Annotated in this window: 19 protein-coding genes; 13 read left to right on the top strand and 6 right to left on the bottom strand. The window is 71.9% G+C overall.

Annotation, left to right across the window (positions count from 1 at the left end; translation table 11 throughout):
• A partial coding sequence (locus VGB24_RS02220; RefSeq protein WP_331071323.1) for a DUF1206 domain-containing protein occupies positions 1-890 on the top strand: 890 nt, incomplete at its 5' end.
• Position 891: 1 nt separating this feature from the next.
• Here VGB24_RS02220 and ytxJ read toward each other — a convergent pair.
• The gene (gene ytxJ / locus VGB24_RS02215) at positions 892-1,347 is read right to left on the bottom strand and encodes a bacillithiol system redox-active protein YtxJ (RefSeq protein WP_331071322.1); all 456 of its coding nucleotides are present in this window, start codon (positions 1,345-1,347) and stop codon (positions 892-894) included.
• A gap of 11 nt (positions 1,348-1,358) precedes the next feature.
• Positions 1,359-2,897: an amino acid permease gene (locus VGB24_RS02210; RefSeq protein WP_331071321.1), complete on the bottom strand. Its 1,539-nt coding sequence runs from the start codon at positions 2,895-2,897 to the stop codon at positions 1,359-1,361.
• A 324-nt stretch (positions 2,898-3,221) separates the two neighbouring features.
• Here VGB24_RS02210 and VGB24_RS02205 point away from each other — a divergent pair, with 324 nt between their 5' ends.
• The 8 genes from VGB24_RS02205 (at position 3,222) to VGB24_RS02170 (ending at position 13,009) form a co-directional block, all read left to right on the top strand.
• On the top strand, positions 3,222-4,223 hold the full coding sequence (locus tag VGB24_RS02205) for a MoxR family ATPase (protein ID WP_331071320.1): 1,002 nt from the start codon (positions 3,222-3,224) through the stop codon (positions 4,221-4,223).
• A 412-nt stretch (positions 4,224-4,635) separates the two neighbouring features.
• The gene (locus VGB24_RS02200; RefSeq protein ID WP_331071319.1) at positions 4,636-5,532 is read left to right on the top strand and encodes a DUF58 domain-containing protein; all 897 of its coding nucleotides are present in this window, start codon (positions 4,636-4,638) and stop codon (positions 5,530-5,532) included.
• Between the two features lie 4 nt (positions 5,533-5,536).
• A complete protein-coding gene (locus VGB24_RS02195; protein ID WP_331071318.1) occupies positions 5,537-6,970 on the top strand; it encodes a BatA domain-containing protein in 1,434 nt (477 codons plus the stop codon).
• Complete coding sequence (locus VGB24_RS02190; RefSeq protein WP_331071317.1) at positions 6,967-9,264, top strand: hypothetical protein; 2,298 nt, start codon at positions 6,967-6,969, stop codon at positions 9,262-9,264. The genes VGB24_RS02195 and VGB24_RS02190 overlap by 4 nt, the downstream gene beginning before the upstream one ends.
• Positions 9,261-10,031 carry a DUF4159 domain-containing protein gene (locus tag VGB24_RS02185; RefSeq protein ID WP_331071316.1) on the top strand — a complete coding sequence of 257 codons (771 nt, stop codon included), beginning with the start codon at positions 9,261-9,263 and terminating at the stop codon, positions 10,029-10,031. The genes VGB24_RS02190 and VGB24_RS02185 overlap by 4 nt, the downstream gene beginning before the upstream one ends.
• On the top strand, positions 10,028-11,665 hold the full coding sequence (locus VGB24_RS02180; RefSeq protein WP_331071315.1) for a hypothetical protein: 1,638 nt from the start codon (positions 10,028-10,030) through the stop codon (positions 11,663-11,665). Before VGB24_RS02185 ends, VGB24_RS02180 begins: the two co-directional genes overlap by 4 nt.
• Positions 11,666-11,765: 100 nt before the next feature.
• Positions 11,766-12,455 carry a hypothetical protein gene (locus VGB24_RS02175; RefSeq protein WP_331071314.1) on the top strand — a complete coding sequence of 230 codons (690 nt, stop codon included), beginning with the start codon at positions 11,766-11,768 and terminating at the stop codon, positions 12,453-12,455.
• Positions 12,456-12,475: 20 nt separating this feature from the next.
• The gene (locus VGB24_RS02170) at positions 12,476-13,009 is read left to right on the top strand and encodes a hypothetical protein (protein ID WP_331071313.1); all 534 of its coding nucleotides are present in this window, start codon (positions 12,476-12,478) and stop codon (positions 13,007-13,009) included.
• A gap of 71 nt (positions 13,010-13,080) precedes the next feature.
• Here the strand turns inward: VGB24_RS02170 and VGB24_RS02165 are convergent, their stop codons facing one another.
• On the bottom strand, positions 13,081-13,575 hold the full coding sequence (locus VGB24_RS02165) for a hypothetical protein (protein WP_331071312.1): 495 nt from the start codon (positions 13,573-13,575) through the stop codon (positions 13,081-13,083).
• Positions 13,576-13,707: 132 nt separating this feature from the next.
• Here VGB24_RS02165 and VGB24_RS02160 point away from each other — a divergent pair, with 132 nt between their 5' ends.
• Positions 13,708-14,664: a histone deacetylase gene (locus VGB24_RS02160; RefSeq protein ID WP_331071311.1), complete on the top strand. Its 957-nt coding sequence runs from the start codon at positions 13,708-13,710 to the stop codon at positions 14,662-14,664.
• Positions 14,665-15,115: 451 nt separating this feature from the next.
• Positions 15,116-16,144, top strand: coding sequence for an alpha/beta hydrolase (locus VGB24_RS02155; protein ID WP_331071310.1), 1,029 nt, complete (start codon positions 15,116-15,118; stop codon positions 16,142-16,144).
• A gap of 259 nt (positions 16,145-16,403) precedes the next feature.
• Here VGB24_RS02155 and add read toward each other — a convergent pair whose 3' ends face one another.
• The 3 genes from add to VGB24_RS02140 all read right to left on the bottom strand — a co-directional run bounded on the left by add (position 16,404) and on the right by VGB24_RS02140 (position 19,994).
• Complete coding sequence (add, locus tag VGB24_RS02150; protein WP_331071309.1) at positions 16,404-17,441, bottom strand: adenosine deaminase; 1,038 nt, start codon at positions 17,439-17,441, stop codon at positions 16,404-16,406.
• 103 nt (positions 17,442-17,544) lie between these two features.
• On the bottom strand, positions 17,545-18,849 hold the full coding sequence (locus tag VGB24_RS02145; protein WP_349263882.1) for a NupC/NupG family nucleoside CNT transporter: 1,305 nt from the start codon (positions 18,847-18,849) through the stop codon (positions 17,545-17,547).
• 422 nt (positions 18,850-19,271) lie between these two features.
• Positions 19,272-19,994: a rhomboid family intramembrane serine protease gene (locus VGB24_RS02140; RefSeq protein ID WP_331071307.1), complete on the bottom strand. Its 723-nt coding sequence runs from the start codon at positions 19,992-19,994 to the stop codon at positions 19,272-19,274.
• Between the two features lie 959 nt (positions 19,995-20,953).
• Here VGB24_RS02140 and VGB24_RS02135 point away from each other — a divergent pair.
• On the top strand, positions 20,954-21,553 hold the full coding sequence (locus VGB24_RS02135) for a hypothetical protein (protein ID WP_331071306.1): 600 nt from the start codon (positions 20,954-20,956) through the stop codon (positions 21,551-21,553).
• Positions 21,550-22,332: a glutamate racemase gene (murI, locus tag VGB24_RS02130; RefSeq protein ID WP_331071305.1), complete on the top strand. Its 783-nt coding sequence runs from the start codon at positions 21,550-21,552 to the stop codon at positions 22,330-22,332. The genes VGB24_RS02135 and murI overlap by 4 nt, the downstream gene beginning before the upstream one ends.
• The last annotated feature ends 85 nt before the right edge of the window (positions 22,333-22,417 follow it).

The following is a 22,417-nucleotide window of genomic DNA, read 5'->3' as shown; positions in this document are numbered from 1 at the left end:
CGCGGCGGCCCCCCCGGCCGCCGCGCTTTTCTATTTCCAAGACGGAGGCAGAGTTGACGGACGTCTCTTCACGGGTTCAGGCGGCCGGGCGGCGCGCGGCCAGCGACGCGGCGCCCTGGGTCACGCGGCTGGCCCGCATGGGCTACGCGGCCAAGGGGCTGGTGTACCTGACCATCGGCGGCCTCTCGGCCCAGGCGGCGTGGTCCGCCGGAAAGGTCGAGGGCTCCGAGGGTGCGCTCTCCACCCTGCGGGGCCAGCCGTTCGGGTGGACGCTGCTGGCGATGATGGCCGTCGGCCTTGCCGGGTACGTGGTGTGGCGCGTGGTGCAGACCGCGATGGACCCCGAGAACAAGGGGAGCGACGCCAAGGGCCTGGGCGCGCGCGCCGGCTACGCCATCAGCGCCGTCGCGTACGCGGGGCTCGCGCTCGAAGCGGTGCGGCTGCTGTCCGGCGGCGGCCGCCAGGGTGGGGGCGGGTCGCACTGGACGGGGGCGGTGATGGAGAAGCCGTTCGGGCAGCTGCTGGTGGGCGCCGTCGGCCTTGGGATCGCCGGCTACGGCCTCTTCCAGCTGTACCGCGGCGCCACCTCCGACATCGCCAAGCGCCTGGGCTTCGGCGGGCTGGACGCGGACCTGCGCCGGCGCATCGTCACGCTGGGGCGGGTGGGGACGTGCGCGCGCGGCGTGGTGTTCGCCATCGCGGGGTGGATGGTGATCCTGGCGGCGCTCCGCCACGAGCCCGGCAAGGCCGCCGGGCTGCAGGGCGCGCTCGTCACGCTGCGGGAACAGTCGCACGGGCGCTGGCTGCTGGGCGCCGCCGCCCTGGGGCTGATGGCGTACGGCGTCTTCCAGCTGGCCAAGGCCCGCTACCGGCGCATTCAGCCGGCCTGAATCAGGCGGTCTGCTCCTCGAGCGCCGACGCGGTGACGTCGAAGTGGGTGGCATGCCAGTCGGGCTTGCCACCGCGCACGATGATCACCTGCGGCGACTCGTGCTCGAGCCCCGTCTTCTCCGCCACGTACTCCGAAGCCTCGGGCGCCTCGTGCACGTCGAGCTTGAAGACCGGGGCGTCGGGCCGGCGCTCCAGGAAGCTTTCCATCTCGCGCCGCGCGTTGGCGCTGATGGGGCACGTCATGCTGTACTTGAAGAGGATGGCCCCGTCCTGCCCCAGCGCATCGTCCACGTCCTGCCTGCTGGCGATCTGCTTCATGTCCCGCGGCTCCCGCTCCTGGTGATCCACGTCCGCGGCGGCGAATCCGCCGCGAACCAGGCCGGGCACCCGGCGCAAGCCGCATACCGCCACAGAAACGGCGGCGATCCCCAGGGGACCGCCGCCGTTCATCATCATCCAGCCGAGCCTCAGACCGCGCGCGTGCCCTCGCCGCCCGGGCGAAGCCGGCTGTGGCGGTAGCCGTACAGGAAGTACAGCACCAGGCCCACCGCCATCCAGATCCCGAAGCGCTCCCAGGTGACCCGGGGCAGCTTGAACATGAGGAAGCCGCAGGAAACGATGGCGGCCGGCGCCACGAACCACACGGCGGGCGTGCGGAACGGACGGTGGCGCTCCGGCTCGCGCCAGCGCAGCACCATCACCCCGGCCGCCACCAGCACGAAGGCGAAGAGCGTCCCGATGTTGGTGAGCTCGATCACCTCGTTGATGTTGGCGAACGCGGCGAAGAAGGCCACGAACGCGCCCGTCAGGATGGTGGTGACGTGCGGGGTGCGGTACTTGGGGTGCAGCTTGGCGGCAAAAGGCGGAAGCAGCCCGTCGCGCGCCATCGAATAGAAGATGCGCGGCTGGCCCAGCTGGAACACGAGCAGCACCGACGCCATGGCCACCACCGCGCCGAACGAGATGATCCCCGCCACCCAGTCGTAGCCGCGCTCCGAGAAGGCGCTGGCCAGCGGGTCTGCCGTGCCGTGCTGGTCCCAGGGCACCAGGCCGGTCATCACCAGCGTCACGACGATGTAGATGACCGAGGTGACGCCCAGCGACCACATCATGGCCCGCGGCATGTCGCGCTGCGGGTCCTTGGCCTCTTCGGCGGCGGTGGACACCGCGTCGAAGCCGATGTAGGCGAAGAAGATCAGCGACGCGCCCACGAAGACGCCGTTCCAGCCGTTGGGCATGAACGGGCTCCAGTTCTCGGGCCGCACCCAGAACGCGCCGATGGTGACGAAGAAGACCAGGATGGCCAGCTTCAGGAGCACCATCACCGTGTTGGCCCACGCGCTCTCGCGGATGCCCTTCACCAGGATCCAGGTGATCAGCGCCACGATCACCACGGCGGGGAGGTTGAAGATGATGGGCAGCCCCAGCACGTGCGGCGCGTTCTGCCATGCGTGCGCGGCATCGAGCGTGGCGCCCGTGACGGACGGGTCTGCCTGCAGTTCGGCGAACGCCTGCCTCGCGCTGCGCGGGTCCGTGGCCAGCCACTCCGGCAGCCCCAGGCCGAACCCCTTCATCAGCGTCTGGAAGTACGCGCCCCACGACACCGCCACGGCGATGTTGCCCACCGCGTACTCGATGATCAGGTCCCAGCCGATGATCCACGCCACCAGCTCGCCCAGGGTGGCATAGGCGTAGGTGTAGGCGCTGCCGGCCTGGGGGATCAGCGAGGCGAACTCGGCGTAGCACAGCGCGGCGAACCCGCAGGCGATGGCCACCAGCACGTACGACAGCACCAGGCCCGGCCCGGCGCCCACGTGGTTGGGCCCGCCGGAAACCGCGGTGCCGGCGCCGGAAAAGATGCCCGCGCCGATGATGGCGCCGATGCCCAGCGAGGTGAGCTGCCAGACGCCCAGCGAGCGCCGCAGGCCGTGCTCTACCTCTACCTGCGGATCTACGTGCTCCGACCGCGCCTCGTTGATCTGCTTCCTGCGGAGGAGTTGCGACATGTCTGGCGGAGGGATGGTGGCAATGCCGCGGCGGCGGTGCGCCCCGTCGGGCGGCGCGGCCTGAAACGGCGGGTCGTGGCGCGCCCGTCCAGCCCCCGGGCGGCGCGCGCGGCGGGTAAAGTGCGGAGCGCGGCGGCTTCCGTCAATGATGCCGCCGCGCGCCAACGAAACGCGCCCTTCGTGCATCCTACCTGCGGGCGGCGGGTCGGGCGCGCACTTTCGCGCCCCGGCGCGTTCCCGCTAGCTTGGCTGCTAGGATCTTAGCACGCCACGTCGCCGTATCCGTCGCGCCTGCCCACACTTTCGCGCTCGCCGAGGCCCTGCTTGCTGACCGCCGAAAACGAAGTCGAATCGCTCCTGGCCGACGCAGGCCGCCTGAGGGCGCAGGTGCGCCGCCGCATCGTGGGGCAGGAGGCGGTGCTCGACGAGGTGCTGATGTGCCTGCTGGCGGGCGGGCACGCGCTGCTGGTGGGCGTCCCCGGCCTTGCGAAGACGCTGCTGGTGCGCACGCTGTCGGAAGCGATGGAGCTGGAGTTCCGGCGCGTGCAGTTCACCCCCGACCTGATGCCGGGCGACATCACCGGCACCGAGGTGATCGAGGAAGACCGCGCGACGGGGCGGCGGGCCACGCGCTTCATCCGCGGCCCCGTCTTCACGCAGGTGCTGCTGGCCGACGAGATCAACCGCACGCCGCCCAAGACGCAGGCGGCGCTGCTGGAGGCCATGCAGGAGGGCCGCGTGACGGCGGGCGGCGAAGACATGGAGCTGCCGCGGCCCTTCTTCGTGCTGGCCACGCAGAACCCGGTGGAGCAGGAGGGCACCTATCCGCTCCCCGAGGCGCAGCTGGACCGCTTCATGTTCGACATCCGGCTGGACTATCCCTCGGCCGAGGAAGAGGTGCAGATTCTCCGCTCCACCACCGGCGTGCAGGACGCGCCGGTGGAGCGGGTGCTGGATGCGGAACGGGTGCTGACGCTGCAGCGGTGGACGCGCGAGGTGCCCGTGGCCGACAACGTCTTTCACTACGCCGCCTCGCTCGTGCGCGCCACGCGCCCCGGCGACGCCAGCGCGCAGGACGACGTGAAGCGCTGGATCCGCTGGGGCGCCGGCCCCCGCGCCGGACAGGCGCTGATCCTGGGCGCCAAAGCCCACGCGCTGCTCGCCGGACGCTTCCACGTAACGCCCGACGACGTTCGGCGTGTAGCGGCTCCGGTGCTGCGCCACCGGGTGCTGGTGAACTTCCACGCCGAGGCCGAGGGCGTTTCGTCCGACACGGTGATTGGCCGGCTGATTGAAAGCGTGGCGCCGCCGCGGAGCGGGTTGTGACGCGTTCCCCTTCCCCCGGCCCCTCCCCCGCAAACCGCGCGGGAGAGGGGAGAACTTCGCGCCGGGTTCGGCTGGGCTCGGCGTGGGCGACGGGCGCCCCCCATCCCCAGCCCTTCCCCCGCAAACTGCGCGGGGGAAGGGAGTCAGCTTGGTGTGCTTCGGCGGCTTGGGGTGCTGCGGCTGGGCCTGCTGGCGGGCTTGGGGACGCTTCGATGGTGGCCGTGCAGTCCCCGGCTGCCCTCTCCCCCCGGCCCCCTCTCCCGCAAGCGGGAGAGGGGGAGAACTGCACCAGGCTCCGGGCGCGCCCTCGGCTTCAACTCACACCTGAGCAAGCCAGTCTGCGAAGGCAGACTTCGTGTAGTTGTTGCAGCGAATTCATTCGCCTGTGCAGGGTCGGCACGAAATCCTGCCGATGACCGCGACGGCCGCATTCCTCCCCCCGCACCTGCTGGAGCGGATCGGCGGGCTGGACCTGATCGCGAAGACCATCGTGCGCGGGTTCCAGTCGGGCATCCACCGCTCGCCCCAGCACGGCTCGGGAGAGGATTTCGCCAAGCACCGCGACTACCAGCAGGGCGACGACGTCCGCTACGTGGACTGGAAGCTCTTCGCTCGCACCGACCGGCTGTACGTCCGTGAGTTCGAGGAGCGCTCCAACCTGCAGTGCTGGCTGGTGATGGATACGTCGGCGTCGATGGACTACGCCGACCCGGGCGGCGTGCCCAAGTCGCGATACGCTGCCTACGTGGCCGCCGCGCTCGCGCACCTGATGCTGGGCGCGGGCGACGCCGTGGGGCTGGCCGCCTTTGGCGCGGAGCCGCGCCTGCTGCTGGCGCCTCGGTCCCGCCGTGGGCACCTGCACGACCTGCTGATGCAGCTGGAGCGGATGTCGCCCTCCGGCTCGGGGGCGGCCGGGGCCGCGCTGGACCGCGTGGGCGGCACCATGCAGCGGCGGGGGCGCGTGGTGCTGATCAGCGACCTGCTGGAGGAGGATGACGGGTCCGGGCTGGTCACCGCCCTGGCCCGCCTCCGCGCGCGCGGAGACGAGGTGATCGCCATGCGCGTGCTGACGGCGGCGGAATCCGGTGATCGTCCGCCGGGCGCGGGACTGTTCTTCGATCCCGAGCAGCCACAAACCGAACTCCCCGCCACGCCGGATGCCGACGCGGGCTACGTCCGCCGCGTCCGCGCCTACTACGACGGGCTGGCCGACCGCCTGCGCGAGCGCGGCGTGGAATACGTGCCCCTGACGACCTCGCAGCCGGTCGAGGAGGCGCTGGTGGCCTGGGTTAACGCGCGGCGCGGATGACGCGGTGCTGACCTTCGCCGCCCCCGCGTTCCTCCTCGCCGGTGCCTTGGCGATGCTGGTGCCGCTCGCCCTGCACCTGATCCGCCGTCGTCCGCCCGGACGCGTCCCGCTTCCCACGGCGCGCTTCCTTGCGGAGGACCCGCGCAACGCCGTCCGCGTCAGCCGGCCGACGGACCTGCCGTTGCTGGTGCTGCGCATGCTGCTGCTTCTTCTCGTCGGCGCGGCGTTCTCGCGGCCGGCGTGGATTCCCGCGCCGGAGGGGACGAGCACGGTGGTGCTGCTGGACCGGGGAGGCGTGGTGGACGCGGACGGGTGGCGCGCCGGGCTTTCCGCGGCGCGGCAGGCGCTGCTCGGGCCGGAGGGCGAGGCGCGCGGCGAACTGGTGCTGTTCGATACGGGGGCCGTGCACGTCCCGCGGGCGCGGGTTCGCCCCGAGCTGTTCGATTCGCTGCTCGCCGCCGGGCCCGGACGCGCGCCGTCGGACTATGCCGCGGCGCTGCGGGCGATCCCCGCCGCCACACGCGCCCTCCGCGGCGCAGATTCCGTCACCGTGCGGATGATCTCGACGCTCTCGTCGGCTGGCTGGTCGCCGGGGCTGGGGGCGCTGCGCGAGTCCGCCTGGCCGGGATCGATCCAGATTACCCGCTTGCCGATCGCGCGCGACACTGCTGCTGGGGACCCGCCCACATCCTCACGGCGCGCGTACGTCGTGGCGGGTGAGGGAGGGCGGTTCGTCAGCGCGGCGCTCGGCGCGTTGGGATACCAGGTCCAGGTGATCCCGCCCACCGGCCTGGTCGCAGCGACGGATACCACGACCCCGGACTCCGGCGCCTACTTCGTGCTGGCCCAGCCGGATCGCTCGACCGCGGTGGAACTGCTCTCTCGCACGCGGCGGGGCGCGGCGTTGATCGTCGCGTCTACGGCGGTCGTCGACTCCGGTGCATGGAGTACCATGATGCCGTGGGACGGCCCTTTCGCCGTGCGGCCCAACAGCGCCGGGGGAACGATGTGGCTCGGGGCGGACCTGCGGGTCGGCGGGGCGGCCGGGCGTGTCGAGGGGCGGACGGCCGAAGGGGCACGGACGGTGGGGGCCTGGGATGATGGGCGGCCGGCCGCGACGGCGCTTCGGACCCGCACGGGGTGCACCGTGTACCTCGGGACGGCGCTGGAGGGCGGTGATCTGCCCTTCCAGGCGGAGTATCCGGCCATGCTGGGCCGGCTCGCGCGCGGCTGCGAGTCTCAGGATGCGACCACGATCGACCGGCCGCTGGATTCAGGCGCGCTCCAGGTGCTGCGCGGCCGCGGCGCATCGTCCATCGCGGCCAATCGACTGGGTGCGGCCGGCGGAATCGCGTTCGGGCGATGGCTGCTCGCGGCTGCGCTCCTCGTCGCGCTGATCGAAACGATGCTGGCCTACAGACGCAGGGCGCCACGATGAGCACCATCGTCCAGTCACCCCCGGCCACATCCCCACGGCCGCTGCAGGCCCCGGCCGAGCGGCTGATCGGCGGCGTGCGCGCGGCGTGGAGGCGGTCGGTGCTGCTCCGCGCCCTGGTGATCGCCCCGGCGCTGTTCGTCACAGCGGCGATTCTGCTCGTGTTTCTGGACCTCCTGATCCCCCTCCGCGCCGTGCTGCGCGAGACGCTGCGGTGGATTCCGCCCCTGCTCGGCCTGGGCTTCGTCGCGTTCTCCATCCACCGCGTGCTCCGTCCGCCTCCGCCCCGGCGCTTCGCCCTGCTGGCGGAGGAGCGCATTCCCGCGCTGCAGAACCGGCTGCTGACGGCTTTCGACGCGGCGGACGCCCTGCCGGACGGGGTGGTCGTCCGCGCGTTCGTGGCGGATGCGGAGCGGCGCCTGGCCGAAGCCGATCCACGCGGCGTCGCTCCCGCACGCCTGAAGGTACCGGCGATGGTACTCGGGATCGGGCTGGCGCTGGCCGGCATCTTCTCCATCGCGCTGCCACAGGTGGCGGGTGAAGCGTGGACGCGGTGGATGCATCCCGCGGACGCCTACGCCAGCCGGTGGGCGGAAGTGCGCGCGGAGACGCTTCCGAACGCCGCGCCGGCGCCCATGCCCCTGTTCGACGAGCTGCGGTGGCGCGTGCAGCCGCCCGCGTACGCCGGCATCGGCCCGCAGGAGGGCCGGGGCGACGAGCCGGTTTCGGCGCTGGCAGGAAGCCGCATCCGCCTGCGCAGCCGTTTTCCGGATCGATGGGACGGCGTTCGCGCGGCGGTCATCGGCGGCCGTGCGCTGCCGGTGAGACGGGCTGGAGGAGAGTGGGTGATCGACTACACGATGGCGGCGGACGCGCGCGGGCTGTCGCTGGAGGCGGTGGCCGGGGGCGAGGTGATCGACCGCCGCGTCGTTCCCCTGCTCGCGCTTCCCGACCAGCCGCCGGACGTGCAGCTGACCGTCCCCGCGGCTGACCTCATCCTGGCGGAGGGGACCGGGCGTCTGACCATTCGCGCCACCGCCGGGGACGATTACGGCATCGGCGGCTTCTGGCTGCACTGGACGCACTCGCGCGGCAGTGGCGAATCGTACGAGTTCGTGGAGGGCGACTGGCAGTTCGCGCGCGTGTCGCGAAACGGCAGGACGGCCACGGGCGAGCTGGTGGTGGACCTGGCGACGCTCAAGCTGCAGCCGGGGGACGTGATGCACATCCGCGCCGTGGCGCGCGACCGCAACGACGTCACGGGACCGGGCGAGAGCGTGTCGCGCACCCGCATCATCCGGGTGGCGCGCCCGGACGAGTTCGACGAGGTGAACACCGACATCGGCCTTCCCGCCGAGCTGCCCAAGGACCCGGTGCTCAGCCAGCGGATGATCATCCTGATGACCGAGCGGCTGGTACGCGAGGCGCCACGTTTGTCACGGGCCGACCTGCTGAAGCGCAGCGGCGAGGTGGCGCGCGAGCAGGGGCGCCTGCGCGACGTGGTGGGCGAGCAGGTCTACGTGCGCAGCTCCGAATCGGGGGTGCAGGGGCAGGACCTGGACTTCGGCTACCTGGAGACGTCCGGCGCCCAGCACGAGCACACGGAGGCGGGAATCGCCGAAGCGGAGCGGCCCAGCGCCGAGGAACTGCTGGAGGAGGCCTCGGAGGCCACGGGGCGGGGCACCATCGACGAGATCAGCCACAAGCACGACGAGGGCACCATCCTGGACGTGAACCGCGACCTGATGGCGCTGCACAACCTGATGTGGCGCAGCGAGAGCGAGCTGAACCTGGCGAAGCCCGACTCGTCGCTGCCCTTCCAGTACCAGGCGCTGCGGATGATCCAGGCCATGCAGCAGGCGGAGCGCGTGTTCCCGCGCGGAAACGTGCGGGTGGACCCGATCGACGTCGCCGAGGCGCGCGGGCAGGGAAAGCTGGACGACGTGGCGCCCTCCGTTCGCGCCCGTGGCGCGGCGCTGCCGTCGCTTGGCCCGCTGCTCGCGGAGCTGGACCGCGTGGCCGCCGGCCTGGGCCGCCGCCCCGCGCGCCAGTCGTCGCTGGAGATCTCCGCGCTCGCCGCTCGCGCGCTCGAGGCGGGAGCGGACCGCGAGGCCGCCGCGCTGGTGTCGCGCGCCGCCGGCGAGGCGGGAGCGGGGCGGGCGGACCGCGCGCGGGACCTGCTCGGCCGGGCGCGCGAGCGGCTGGCACCCGGTTCCGGGGCCGCCGCGCGCCCCCTTCCCACGACCGCGGATCCCGCGGCGGCCGAGTACTTCCGCCGCATCGGGAGAATGCCGTGAGCCGCCGCCGGATGCGCCGCATCGCCTTGCCGCTTGCCCTTGCCGCCATCGCGGGTACGGCGACGGCGGTCCTCTCGTCGCCTTCCGCCGTGGTGGTGCAGGCTCCCGAGCCGCCACAGGACGCACCGGCGGCGGAGCCGGCGCGCGGGCCGGAGGCCTTCGTCTTCGCCATCGCAAAGTACGAAAGCGGCAACTGGGACAGCGCGCCGCTGGTACCCACGAACATCCTTCACTCCGTGGCGCAATACACCTCCATCCCGGTGGCGTCACAGGGCGCGCTGGTAGACCTGTCGAGCCCCGAGCTGTTCCGCTTTCCGTTCGTCTTCCTTACCGGCCACCTGCCGCTGCGCTTCAACCCGCAGGAGAGCGCCAACCTCAAGGCGTACGTGCAGCGGGGCGGCTTCATCATGATCGAGGACCACAACCACGACGTGGACGGCGGCTTCCACAAGACGGCGGTGGCGGAAATCGCGCGCATCTTCGGCTCGGGCGCGCTCCAGCCCATTCCCAACAATCACGAGCTGTACCGCTCGTTCTTCGTGTTCGAAGACGGGCCACCCACCACCAGCCATGAGCTGAACGGCTGGGGCGACGGGCTGGTGCACGAGAACCTGATGGGCGTCACCGTCAACGGCCGCATCGGGCTGCTGTACAGCAACAAGGACTACGCGTCCGAGTGGAACTACCACGCGCGGAACAAGCGGTTCTCCTCGGTCGACAACACGCGGTTCGGGGTGAACGTGGTCGTCTACGCGCTGACGCGATGAGGCTGCCGCTGGCGCTTCGCGGGGCCGTCCTGCTGCTGCTCGTCGCCGCGCTCGCCCCGCCGCTCTGGCGCACGCGGGGCGGTCCGGCCGGTCCCGTGTGGATCGAGAACGCCCGCGCGCTGGAGGCTCGGCGCGACTCGCTGCTGGTCGGCTCGCCCGTTCCCGCCATCGCCCGTGCTTCCACGGAGCCGCCGATGGTCCGCGAGCTGGAGGTGCTGGCCGCGGCCGCGCGCCGGGCGCCGCTCTACGCCGCGCTCCCCAACGAGGCCGCCGTCGTCCAGGCGCAGGCACCCGCACGGGTGCTGGCCGGCCGCGCCGCCGCCGTTGGTTTCCGCCTCCGCGCGCAGCCGGGCGACAGCGTGCTGGTGCGCATCAGCGACGACACGGGCGTGCTCGACAGCCTGCGCATTCGCGTGGACGCGTCCGGTACCGCGGCGGGCGCGTTCCGGGTCCGCCCTCCACGCGCGGGGTGGCGGGAGTGGACGGTGGACGCGGACGGGCAGACGGCGCGCACGGGAGCGTGGGTGGATTCCGCCGGCCCGCCGCGCGTGCTGGTCCGCGCCGGGTTTCCGCACTGGGAAAGCAAGTTCGTCGTGCGCGCGCTGGAAGAATCCGGCGCGGCGGTGGAGACCGCGTTCGACCTGGGCCGGGGCCAGGCCGTGGCGGCTGGGGGCGGCGCCGTTACGGCGGAGCGCCTGGCGCGCGTGGACGCGGCCGTGGTCCTGAACGCCGCGCCCACGAGCGAGGCCGAGCGGCGGCTGCTGGCGGACTGGGCGGCGGGGCGGGGCGGGGGCGTGCTCCTGGTGGGCGGCGCGGCGGGCGCGGGGGCGTTCGGAGTCGTGACGGATCCCGGCCGGGCGCGAGCGGTGGACGGCCCCTCGCTGGCGTGGACGCTGCCGCCCGAGTTGGCGCCGCTCCCCGCCGATCGCGTCCGCTCCGGCGCGGTGCTCTTCGGCGGCGTGCGGCCCGGGGCGTGGCTGGCGGCGTCGTCGCCGGGCGGTGGCGTGTTGGGTCTGCGCCCTCTGGGCCGCGGGCGCGCGGCGTCGCTGGCGCTGACGGAAACCTGGCGCTGGCGGATGGAGGCCGGCCGCATCGCCGAGCACCGCGAGTTCTGGCGCGCGCTGGTGGACTGGCTGGCCTCCGCGCCGCGCGATCCGCTGACGATCTCCGTGCCGGAACCCGTCGGCCCGGCCGGGGTGCAACGGCAGGTGATCGTCTACGCGATGGCGGAAGCCGCGCCGCCGCCCCTGATCGTCACGCGTCCCGGCCGCCTGGCAGACACCCTCGCGCTCTCGTCCGATCCCGCGCGCCCCGGCGTGCTGCGCACGGCGTTCGTCCCGGCCGACACGGGGCTGTACACGCTGGCCTTCGCGGGCCGCACCCCGTCCGCCGCCCTGCGCGCAACCGCATCCACCGGCGCCGCGGCCGACGCATGGGCTCGGCTCGCGGTGCTGGCCGGCGCGTCGGGAGGGCGGATGCTGCCAGCGGATTCGCTGCGCCCGGTCATCCAGGGCCTCACGCCGGAGGGCGCCCGGACCAGCTCGCGCCTGCCGCTCGCCGCAATCCTGTTCGCCATGCTGCTGCTCGCCGCCGCGTCGGAGTGGGCCATCCGCCGGCTCCGCGGGCAGCCGTAGATCGCAAGCGATGCTGCTACGGTCGCAGCAAGCTTGCATCGCGCGGTCCACCGGACGAGATTCCCGCACGCCGCCCATCCCACAGCCACACCACCACCGAATGACGACGCGCCTGATCCGCCTCGCCGCCCTGATGGCGGCGGCCCTCGTGCTCCACGTTCCCGCCCGTGCCCAGCAGCCGATCCCCAAAGCCCTGCCATGGGGAATCACGGGTGCCGAGACCGCGGCCCTGCTGGCCGACAGCAGTGCAATGCGCATTGCCGCGACCCGCGCCGGGCGCGAGATCTACGCGATGTCCACGACGGGGCCCGTGCAGGCGGTGGCGCTTCTCGCGCAAGATACGCTGGTGGGGCTGATCTACTTCCATCCCGAGACCCACGCCGTCAGCGCCGCGGACCTGTTCACGCTGGCCGCCGCCGACGCCGAGCGGACGCATGGCCCGCCGTTCTGCCGCAAGCGCGACGTGGCGGTCTGGACCATGGAGAACATGATCCTGGAAATTCGCCTCCGGCGCCCCCGCGGCGACGGCGCGCCCGGATCCGAGGTGCGCTACACGCGGCCGGGATACGAGGCGGAGATCGCCCGCCGCTCCGCGCCCGCGCGCTCGGCCAGCACCCCGCGTCCTGCCACACCGCGCCCCGAGCGCGGGCCGCGGCTGCTGGGCGCGCCGGCGCAGGCTCAGCCCGAGCCCGCGCCGCCGGCGGTGGAGCCTCAGCCCGAGCCCACGCCGGCTCCGGCGGACCCCACGGCATCGGGCGTGTCCGCGCACGTGCTGGCGGCCTGCGCCTGATCGCGGATCGTCTACGCAGGATGATGGACGCCCGACAATTGGCGGCCCGCGTCGCACGGCTGCGGAAGCGCGTGCGGTGGCTGATCTGGTTCTTCATCTTCGGCCTGGTAGTCAGCGGCGTGACCTCGTTTCCCATCCAGACCGAGCTGGAGTGGCTGACGGGCATGCTGGGCGCCGGGCCCCAGGCGAAGCCGGAGAGCTACACGGGGCTGATGCGCTGGCTGGTGACGGTGCGGGAAGCCCTTCGCGCCACGAACGACGCGTATCCATTCCTGGCGTACGGAACCGATTGGCTGGCGTTCGCGCACCTGGTGATCGCCATGCTGTTCGTCGGCCCGCTGCGCGACCCCGTGCGGAACGAGTGGGTGATCACCTGGGGGATGCTGGCCTGCGCCGCGGTGATCCCGCTGGCGCTGATCGCCGGAGCGGTGCGGGAGATTCCCTTCTGGTGGCGGCTGGTGGATTGCTCGTTCGGGGTGATCGGAATCGTGCCGCTCTGGCTCTGCCGCCGCGCCATCGGGGAACTGCGGCGCCTGGAGACGGCACCGGGCTGACGCCTTCGACCCAAACGACGAACGGGCCTGCACCGCGGATGGGTGCAGGCCCGTTTTCGTGACGTCAGCCGCTATCCGATGGTGCCGCCCGTCGCCGTGCCGCCTCCGGCGTTGTTGCCGGTCCCGGCGTCCAGCCCCAGGCTCTTCGGGAAGACGTCCTCGTCACCCAGGCCGCTGGTGCCGCCCCCGCCGATGTCGTTCGAGGCGATCCCCGCGTCCCCATCGGGGCCGTCGGTCAGCCCGCTTCCGGCGTTGCCGCCCGTCCCCGCCGCGCCGGCGTATCCGCCTGCCCCGCTGGTGTGCCCGACGTGGCCGCCGCCCGCCCCACCGGCGCTGCCCAGCTCGCCCGACACCTGCTCGTCGCTGGCGCGATCGGAGCCGTCATCCGCCGGTAGGCCGCCCAGGTCCCGCCCTCCGGCGCCGCCGCCGAACCCGCCCAGGTCACCTCCCGACGCACCGCTGGCGCTGCCGCCCAGGTCGCCGCCGCCCTCGGGGGCCGCGCCGCCGCGTCCGCCGCCGAATCCCTGGCCGCCGCTGCCGCCAACCGTCTCGCGTTCGTCTTGCATCGCATCCTCCAAGCGGTGTGAATGTCAGGGCGGGGGAGACATGCAAGGCGCCGGCCCATCGCCGGGCAGCATTGCCGTAGGCCCGCGCCGCCGCATATTGGGCAGCGACCCCGCAGCCGGAGCCCGGATCGTTTGAAGATCACCGCCTTCGTCAGCCACGAAGACTGTTCCCGCCACGACACGGGCTGGAGCCATCCCGACCACCAGGGGCGCCTTCCGGCGATCGTCCGGGCGGTGCAGCGCGACATGGTGGCGCTGTGGGAGCCGCTGCTGCAGCTGGAGGCCGTGCCGGCGACGGACGAGGATCTCTGGTTGATCCACACGCCGGAGCACGTCGGGCGCGTCCGCGAGGTGGCGGGTGACGCGGCGCGGAGCGAGGAGACGCTGGAGCTGGACGGCGTTCCCGTGTCCGGCGCCTCGTGGGACGCCGCCCGCGCCTCGGCCGGGGCGGTGCTGACGGCGGTGGATGCCGTGCTGGCGGGAGAGGCGCGCAACGCTTTCGCTCTGTCCCGCCCGCCCGGGGCCGGCGCCTGGGCCGACGGGCCGGGTGGATTCGGGCTCTTCAACAACGTGGCCATCGCCGCGCGGCACCTTCGGGAGCGGCATGCGGCGGCTCGCGTGCTGGTGGTGAGCTGGGGGGTGCGCCCGCCGCTGGCGCTTGCACGCCTGCTGACGGACGACGATGGGATCGGGTTGATCTCCATCCACCAGCACCCGCTCTCGTTCCCCACGCCGGACCCGTCAGCCGCCGATCATCCGGAGGTGGCCGGCGCGGCACTCTCTCCGGGGAGCGGGGGCGAGGAGTTCGAGGAGGCCCTGCGGGCGGCCCTTGCCGCCGTCCCCGCAACCGAGTCGCCGGATTTCGTGCTGCTGGCGGCCGGGTTCGACATCCTGGACGCCGATCCCGTGGGCCAGCTCGCGGTGGAGCCCCACGAGGTGCACGCCATCACGCTCGCGCTGCGCGAGTGGGCGGACGAGCGCGCGGGCGGGCGCCTGGTGTCGGTGCTGGAGGGCGGGTACGCGGCCGCGGAGACGGCGCGTGCGGTCGTGCAGCACCTGCACGCGCTCGCGGGGCTGCCGCCGGCGTGAGGGGTGGATTCTCCCGCTCTCCGCGGCAACGATCGCTGGGAAGGGAGAGCTTCGGTGGGAACTGGACCGGGTTGGGCGCATGTCTCGGGCGCCCCCCATCCCCAGCCCTTCCCCCGCAAACCGCGCGGGGGAAGGGAGCCAGCCCGGGGCGCTCCGGTCGGTGCCGTGAGAAAACGGGCGATGATCGGGTTTGGGGCGCTACGACGTGGGTCGGCGCATGCCTCGGCTGCCCTCTCCCCCGGCCCCTCTCCCGCAAGCGGGAGAGGGGAGAATTCGGTCGCGCTTCGGCAACCGCCGTGCACGTGCAGCCGGATCGGCCTGCGCTGGCGAGAACGCTTGTAATCGTTCCCTCATCGTTGGCCTGCAACGGTTGGCCGACAAGCCTGGATCGAATGGCATGAGCGCGACGACAGGGTGCGCGCTCGGATCCGATCCCCCGGAAACTACGACGATGAACAGGAACCTTTCTTTTGCCGCGCGGCGCGGGGTCGCGGGATTCGCGCTGATGTTGGCAGGTGCGGCCGTGGTGCCGGCCTGCGCGCAGGCCCCCCGCGACGCCATCGCCGCCGGCGCGTTCGCGTACGACCGCGCCGCGCCGCTGGACCTGCGCGACTCGCTGGAGTCGGTAGACGGTGACGTGGAGGTGCACGCCATCAGCTTCGCCAGCCCGCGCGGGGGGCGCGCGACGGGGCTGCTGTTCGTGCCCCGCGGCGGCGCGGCGCGGAAGCCGGGGATCGTGCAGCTGCACGGGGCCCCGGGGAGCGCGCGGTCCATCGCCGCAGGCTCGCTGCGGCTGGCCCGGCGCGGTGCGGTGCTGATTTCCGTGGACGCCCCGTTCGCACGGCGGGGCGGGGGGATGGTGACGTTCACCGCAGCCGACAGCGCCGACCACGTGCAGCTGATCGTAGACCTGCAGCGCGCCGTCGACGTGCTGCTGGCGCGGAGCGACGTCGACCCCGCGCGCATCGCCTTCGTGGGCGGGAGCTACGGCGGCGCGGTGGGCACCATGTACGCGGCCGTGGACCCTCGCCCCGCCGCGTACGTGCTGTTCGTGCCGGATGGAGGGATGGTGTCGCACGTGACGGACGCGCAGGGGCAGCGCGGCGAGCAGCTGTCGGGGATCCCCGACGCGGAGTGGAACCGCTGGGTGGCGGCCATGCGGCCTGTAGAGGGGATCGGCTACATCGCGCGGGCGAAGCCGGGGAGCATCCTCTTCCAGAACGGCCGCACGGACCCGTTCGTCCCCGCGTACAAGGCCGAGGCACTGCACCGTGCGGCCGGTTCGTCGCAGACGGTCCGATGGTACGACTCCGGCCACCGCCTGCCCGAGCAGGCCGCCGTGGACCGCTACCAGTTCCTGCACGAGCGCATCGGCACGGCGCCGGTGACGGCGGAGGAGCGCGCGGCGGCCGCGGCCGCACCGGCCCCGTCGGACCCGGTGGGCGGCAGGCGTGCGGCGAGGGTGATGGAGGCTGGCTGACGAGGGAAACGAACGGACCGGTCCATCCAGGGGCCGGTCCGTTTCCGTCGATGCCGCTGTCCGCGTCCCCGGGAGTGTGACCGCTGCCGCGCCCAGGTTTGGACGCGTCCTCGGCTGGATCCTTCGGCGCGCGGAGTGTGTGCCGCGGAAGGGTGTCGTTCGCTCGCGCCTCTGGATGACAGATCCGCGCCTCTAACGAATGCGCGGTTCTCCCTCTCCGCCCGCAGTTTGCGCGGGGAGGGGCCGGGGGAGGGGCCGCCTACGCCGCCAGCGACTCGATCTCTGACCGGACCCTCCGCAGCATCTCCAGCTTTTGCGCTCGGTGCATGAACGCGCTGTCGAAACCCATCAGCGCGATGTCCACCAGCTCGTCCCAGGTGAAGCCCAGGTGCTGGTGCGCGCGCCAGTACTCCTCGGTCACCGTGGTGGCGCTCATCAGCCGGTTGTCGGTGTTCAGGCTGAGCACCAGGCCCGCGTCGTAGTACTGCCGCAGCGGGTGGCTCCCGAAGCTGTCCACCGCGCGCGTCTGCACGTTGCTGGTCAGGCAGATCTCGATGGGAATGCGAAAGTCGTTCACGAACCGCATCAGGTCCGGGTCTTCGAACAGCCGCGTGCCGTGGCCGATGCGGTTGGCCCGGCAGTAGTGAAGGGCCTGGTGGATGCTCTCGGCCCCGTACGCCTCGCCGGCGTGGATGGTGGCCGCCATGTTCTTGTTGATGACGGTGTAGAACGCATCCTTGTGCTTCTTGGCGGGATAGTTGTACTCCGCCCCCGCCAGGTCGAACGCCACCACGCCACGGTCCTTGTACGCCACCGTCAGGTCTGCCAGGTCGCGTGACGTGGCGGGTTCCATGTTGCGGATGCCGCAGATGATGATGGCCGTCTCGATGCCGAAGTCCGCCTTCGCCCGCGCCAGTCCCCGCAGCGGCGCGTCGACGGTGGCGGTCAGCGGCAGCCCGCCCTGGCTGTTGAGGATGGGCGAGTAGCGGATCTCGGCGTAGCGCACGTTCTCGGCGGCAAGGTCCTCGGCCAGCTCGTAGGCAATGCGCTCCAGCGCGTACTCCGTCTGCATCACCGACAGGGTGATGGCGAAGCGGTCCAGGTACTCCACCAGGTTGCGCGCGTCCTTCACGTGCATGTAGTCGCGCAGCGCCTCGGGGTCGCCGACGGGCATGGACGCGCCGTACTCGGCGGCCAGCTCCAGCATGGTTTCCGGGCGGAGCGATCCGTCCAGGTGCACGTGCAGCTCGGCCTTGGGCAGCCGGTGCAGCAGTTCGCGGGTTACTTCGATGGCCATGTCGTCGTTCCGTCTTCAGGTCATTAGGGCAGGTACCAAGGGCCAAGTGCCCGGTACCCAGAAAGGCACCAGGCACTCGGTACTCGGCACTCGGTACTTGATCTTACGTCAGGATCCCGACCACGCACGCCGTCATGAAGTTGGCCAGCGTGCCCGCGATCATCGCCCGCAGCCCTAGCCGGCTGAGGTCGCCGCGGCGCTCCGGCGCCATGCCGCCGATGCCGCCGATCTGGATGGCGATGGAGCTGAAGTTGGCGAAGCCGCAGAGCGCGTACGTCGCCAGCACCACGGAGCGCGGCTGCAGCCCGGCGCCTTCCTGCAGCATGCCGCCCAGGTGCGCGTACGCCACGAACTCGTTCAGCGCCGTCTTTTCGCCCAGCAGGGTGCCCACGGCCAGCACGTCGGGGGTGGGCACGCCCATCAGCCAGGCGAACGGGGAGAAGATCCATCCCAGCAGCTTCTGGATGGTCAGGTCCATCCCGAAGAACCCGGCCGTTCCGCTGAGGATTCCGTTCAGCAGGGCGACCAGCGCGATGAAGGCGATGAGCATGGCGCCCACGTTCAGCGCCAGGCTCAGCCCTTCGCTGGCGCCTCGCGCCGCGGCGTCGATCACGTTGGCATCCACCTTCTCCAGCTTGATCTTCACGTTCCCCGCCGTCACCGGCTCTTCCGTCTCGGGATACATGATCTTGGAGACGAGGATGCAGGCCGGGGCCGCCATCACCGAGGCGCTGATCAGGTGGCCGGCGATGTTGGGAAAGTACGCCACCAGGAACCCCACGTACGCCGCCAGCACGCCGCCCGCCACCGTGCCGAAGCCGCCCACCATCACGCAGTGCATCTCGCTCTTGGTCATGGTGCCGATGAACGGCTTCACCAGGAGCGGCGCCTCGGTCTGCCCCAGGAAGATGTTTCCGGCGGTGCTCAGGCTTTCGGCGCCGCTGATCTTCATGGTCCTCATCATCACCCACGCGAACGCCTTCACCACGGCCTGCATGACGCCCATGTGGTAGAGCAGCGTCATCAGCGACGAGAAGAAGATGATGGTGGGCAGCACGTTGAAGGCGAAGTACGCCCCTGACGCCGCCCATCCCGTGGTGGCGCCGATGGGCTCCATCTGCGGGAAGCCCGTCCCCCCCGCGCCGGCCGGGATGTTGTTGAACACCAGGTTGCCGAACAGGAACTTGGCGCCTTCCACCGTATAGCCCATCAGCGCGTTGAACGCGTCGTTGGCTGCGTCGAAGAAAGCCGCGCCCCACGGCGTCTTGAGGATCAGGAGAGCGAAGATGAACTGAAGCGCCAGGCCCCACGCCACCAGCCTCCAGTCTACCCGGCGCTTGTGCACGCTCATCAGCCACGCGAGCCCAATGAACACGAGGATGCCCAGGGCGCTGGTGGCCTTCTGGATGGGCGTGCCCTGCGCGTCGGCGCGGGCCTGCCGCGCGATCTGCCCGGCGTTGCGCGCGGCGGGCGCCGAGTCGGCCACGATGCCGCTCTGGGGCGTCTGCGCCCGCCGCGCCGCCTCGGGCGAGGCGAGGGGCGCCGTGGGGTCTCCCGGGTTGGCCGCGGGCGCCTGCGCCTGGGGCGAAGCGGGGTTGGCCGGGCGGTCCTGCGCCGCGGGCTGTGCCTGCACGGGGCCCGTGCTGTCTCCCGGCTGCTGGGCGCGGGCATACAGCCCCGCCGACAGGAGGAGCGCGGCGGCCAGCCACAGGGGCAGCAGCCACTTCAGGTGCTTCTTGCGCGTGGAAGCCATGCGTTCAGCGGGCCCGGCGTGAGCGGGGGATGGATGGGAAAACCCGACAGCGTCTGCGGAAGATCGTCATTCTACCTTCACCACCGCAGCGGCGCCACCTCGTCGTGCGAAAGCTGCACGCCCTCGCGCTTGGCCCTCACCAGCCGCGGGCGGTCGAACGGCTTGATCAGCAGCAGTCCCGCCACGAAGCCGCCGATGTGCGCCCACACCGCCACGCCGCCCTCCTCCGTCGCCGGCATGCCCAGCGTGGCCATCCCCTCGAACAGCTGCAGCACGAACCACAGCAGGAGGAAGAAGAACGCGCGGATGCGGAAGAAGAAGAACGGAGGAAAGTAGGTGCGCACCCGGGCGCCGGGGTACAGCAGGATGTACGCGCCCATGATGCCGCTGATCGCGCCGCTGGCGCCCACCATGGGGATCTCGCTTGCCGGCGAAAAGAACACGTGGGCGAGCGCCGCCGCGGCGCCGCAGATCAGGTAGAAGCCCAGGAAGCGCAGGTGGCCCATGGAGTCTTCGATGTTGTTCCCGAACACCCACAGGAACAGCATGTTGCCCAGGATGTGCCCCCACCCGCCGTGCATGAACATGGACGTCACCAGGGCCGACGCGCCCAGGCCGGTGGTCTGGCAGGCCCCGGTGATCTCGCAGGGCTGCGCGCCGAACACCACCACCGACGCCTCTAGCGCCTGCATCTCCCCCCCGCCCTGGATGAGGATCCACACGACGGCGTTGGCGATGATGAGCAGCATGGTCATCCACGGCCGCAGCTCGGTAGGGTTCTCGTCGTTCAGAGGGATCAAGGACCAGGCTCGCCGGGGTATGGATGGGATGGTTTGCGCCGCGGGATGAATTGCGCCGCGGGCAGGTGTTTCCGCAAGGGCGCCCCTCCCCCCGGCTCCCACCCCGCACGGTACTGCTGTGCGGAGAGGGGGAGAACTTCGATCGGGGTCCGACTGGGTGCCTCGCATGCTGCGGGAGCCCCCTCTCCCGGCCTCTCCCCCGTAAACTGCACGGGAGAGAGGTGCACTTCGGTGGCAGTTCGAGAGCTTCGGTCCATGTCCTTGGGAGCCCCCTCCCCCCGGCCCCCGTCCCCCGCTGCGCAAGGGAGGGGGAGACCTGAATCGCGCTTCGGCCGGCCTGGTGCACCCGACCGCGCGTGCAGTCCGCGAAGGCGGACTTTGGGCCGTTGTTGCCGCGAATTCATTCGCCCCGGCAGGGCCGAGGCCTCTGCTCCATGCTCGCCGCCGCACCCTAACTCCGAAGTGTACCCCCTCTCCCACGCTGTTTGTGGGAGAGGGTGGCACGCGTGTCAGCGCGGCCGGGTGAGGGCCCCACGGCAGCCGAGGCCTCGGCTGCCGTGACCGCTGCCGCGCCCGAATTCGTACGTTTCCGCGGCTAGATCCTTCGCCCCGCGACGGGTGTGCTGCGGGTCGATTCGGTGCGCCTGGGCCTCAGGATGACAGGCTGCTGCGCCTCATCAGCTTCGGTTATGCACCAAGCTGGCTCCCTTTCCCCGCGCTGTTTGCGGGGAAAGGGCTGGGGATGGGGGGCGCCGGCCCGAGCACCGGGCCCCCGTCGGCGGGCGCCCGATCCCGGCGTGCCCTCCCTCCGGCGACGGAACCCGGCAGGCGTTGAGGGATACGCATCCCGAGCCTGATGATCTCGCCGGTGGCTGGTCCAGGCGCTAGGTTCCGCCGATGCGCAGGGCCGGACCGGGGCTTGCACGCGGCCTGCGCACAAACCCGACGTTCATCGACCGATGCAGATCCGTCCGTACACGGACACCATACGCTTCTTCCGGCGCTCGCTCCTGGCCGCGGCGCTGGCGCTCGTCGGCTTGGCGCTCTCGTCCGCGCACGCCGCCGCACAGGACCCGCAGCCAGCGGACTCGGTGCGGCCACTGGCACCTCGTGCCGGGCAGGTAGCGCGGCCGGTGCAGCCGGATACCGCGCCTCCGCGCATTTCTCCGCGCGGCGCCTTCGTGCGATCGCTGGTGCTTCCGGGCTGGGGGCAGTCCGAGCTGGGCGCGCCAGGGCGCGGCGCCGTGTACTTCTTTTTGGAGGCGGGCAGCCTCTGGATGTGGTACACGGCCGACCAGAAGCTCGACGAGGCGCGCGAGCGGCAGGCCATCCTCCGCGACCTGGGCCAGTTGGAGCCCGACAGGCGCACGCCGCTGGTGCGCGACCGCGAGAACCAGCGCGAAGACTGGATCACGCTCTCCGTCTTCTGGCTGTTCTTCTCCGGCGCGGACGCCTTCGTCGCCGCGCACCTGCAGGACTTCGACGTCCATGTGAACGCGGTTCCGCGGCCCAACGGCGGCGGCACCGAACTGCGCGCCACCGTTCCCGTCGGCCCGTGACCGCGCCCGTCGGCGTCTTCGATTCGGGGGTGGGCGGGCTGAGCGTGGCGCGCGAAATCCGCCGCGAACTCCCGTCCGAGCACCTGCTGTACGTGGCGGATACGGCGTACGTCCCCTACGGCGACCGCTCCGAGGACGAGGTGCGCGAGCGGACGCTGCGCATCGGCGAGTGGATGCAGGGGCAGGGCGCCAAGGTGTTCGTCGTCGCCTGCAACACGGCGTCCGGCGCGGCGCTAGAGGCCCTCCGCGAGCGGCTGTCCATCCCCGTCATCGGGCTGGAGCCGGCGATCAAGCCGGCGGTGCGCGATTCCCCCAGCGGCCGGGTGGGGGTGATGGCCACCACCGGCACCTGCGGCTCCGCGCGTCTGCAGCGCCTGGTGGACAACTACGGGAACGGCGCCACCATCGTCCGGCAGCCGTGCCCGGGACTGGCCGACATGGTGGAGGACGGGGTGCTCGCCGGGCCGGAGCTGGACGCGCGTATGGCGGAATACGTGGCTCCCCTCCGCGCGGCGGACGTGGACACCGTGGTCCTGGGGTGCACGCACTACGTGTTCGTGCGCGACGCCATCCAGCGGGCGCTTCCGGGCGTGAAGCTGCTGGACAGCAGCACGGCCATCGCGCGGCGCACGCGTCAGATTCTGGATGAGGCGAATGCGCTCGCCCCCGGCGGCCCCGGCTCCGTCCGCATCTATACGACGGCGGACCCGGCCGGGGCGGAGCGCATCGTCCACCGCCTGTGGGGCGAGCCGGAAATGGTGCAGCGCGTGGAGATCTGACCTCCGCGGGGCTGACAGAGCAGGTTGTGCGAGGGCGGTCATCGGTATGGATGGCCGCCCTCCGCGTCGTACGCGACGTAAGGGA

Origin of the sequence: Longimicrobium sp. (assembly GCF_036399935.1) — a bacterium.
GTDB lineage: Bacteria > Gemmatimonadota > Gemmatimonadetes > Longimicrobiales > Longimicrobiaceae > Longimicrobium.
The sequence above is the reverse complement of the archived record's forward strand: the minus strand, read 5'-3'. Positions and strand labels throughout refer to the sequence as shown.

Bases quoted from the DNA above. Each gene is read 5' to 3' on its own strand.
- VGB24_RS02170 (WP_331071313.1), top strand. From the start codon at position 12,476: ATGATGGACGCCCGACAATTGGCGGCCCGCGTCGCACGGCTGCGGAAG.
- VGB24_RS02190 (WP_331071317.1), top strand. From the start codon at position 6,967: ATGAGCACCATCGTCCAGTCACCCCCGGCCACATCCCCACGGCCGCTG.
- ytxJ (WP_331071322.1), bottom strand. From the start codon at position 1,347: ATGATGATGAACGGCGGCGGTCCCCTGGGGATCGCCGCCGTTTCTGTG.
- VGB24_RS02135 (WP_331071306.1), top strand. From the start codon at position 20,954: ATGCAGATCCGTCCGTACACGGACACCATACGCTTCTTCCGGCGCTCG.
- VGB24_RS02200 (WP_331071319.1), top strand. From the start codon at position 4,636: ATGACCGCGACGGCCGCATTCCTCCCCCCGCACCTGCTGGAGCGGATC.
- VGB24_RS02175 (WP_331071314.1), top strand. From the start codon at position 11,766: ATGACGACGCGCCTGATCCGCCTCGCCGCCCTGATGGCGGCGGCCCTC.
- VGB24_RS02210 (WP_331071321.1), bottom strand. From the start codon at position 2,897: ATGTCGCAACTCCTCCGCAGGAAGCAGATCAACGAGGCGCGGTCGGAG.
- add (WP_331071309.1), bottom strand. From the start codon at position 17,441: ATGGCCATCGAAGTAACCCGCGAACTGCTGCACCGGCTGCCCAAGGCC.
- VGB24_RS02155 (WP_331071310.1), top strand. From the start codon at position 15,116: ATGAACAGGAACCTTTCTTTTGCCGCGCGGCGCGGGGTCGCGGGATTC.
- VGB24_RS02165 (WP_331071312.1), bottom strand. From the start codon at position 13,575: ATGCAAGACGAACGCGAGACGGTTGGCGGCAGCGGCGGCCAGGGATTC.
- VGB24_RS02180 (WP_331071315.1), top strand. From the start codon at position 10,028: ATGAGGCTGCCGCTGGCGCTTCGCGGGGCCGTCCTGCTGCTGCTCGTC.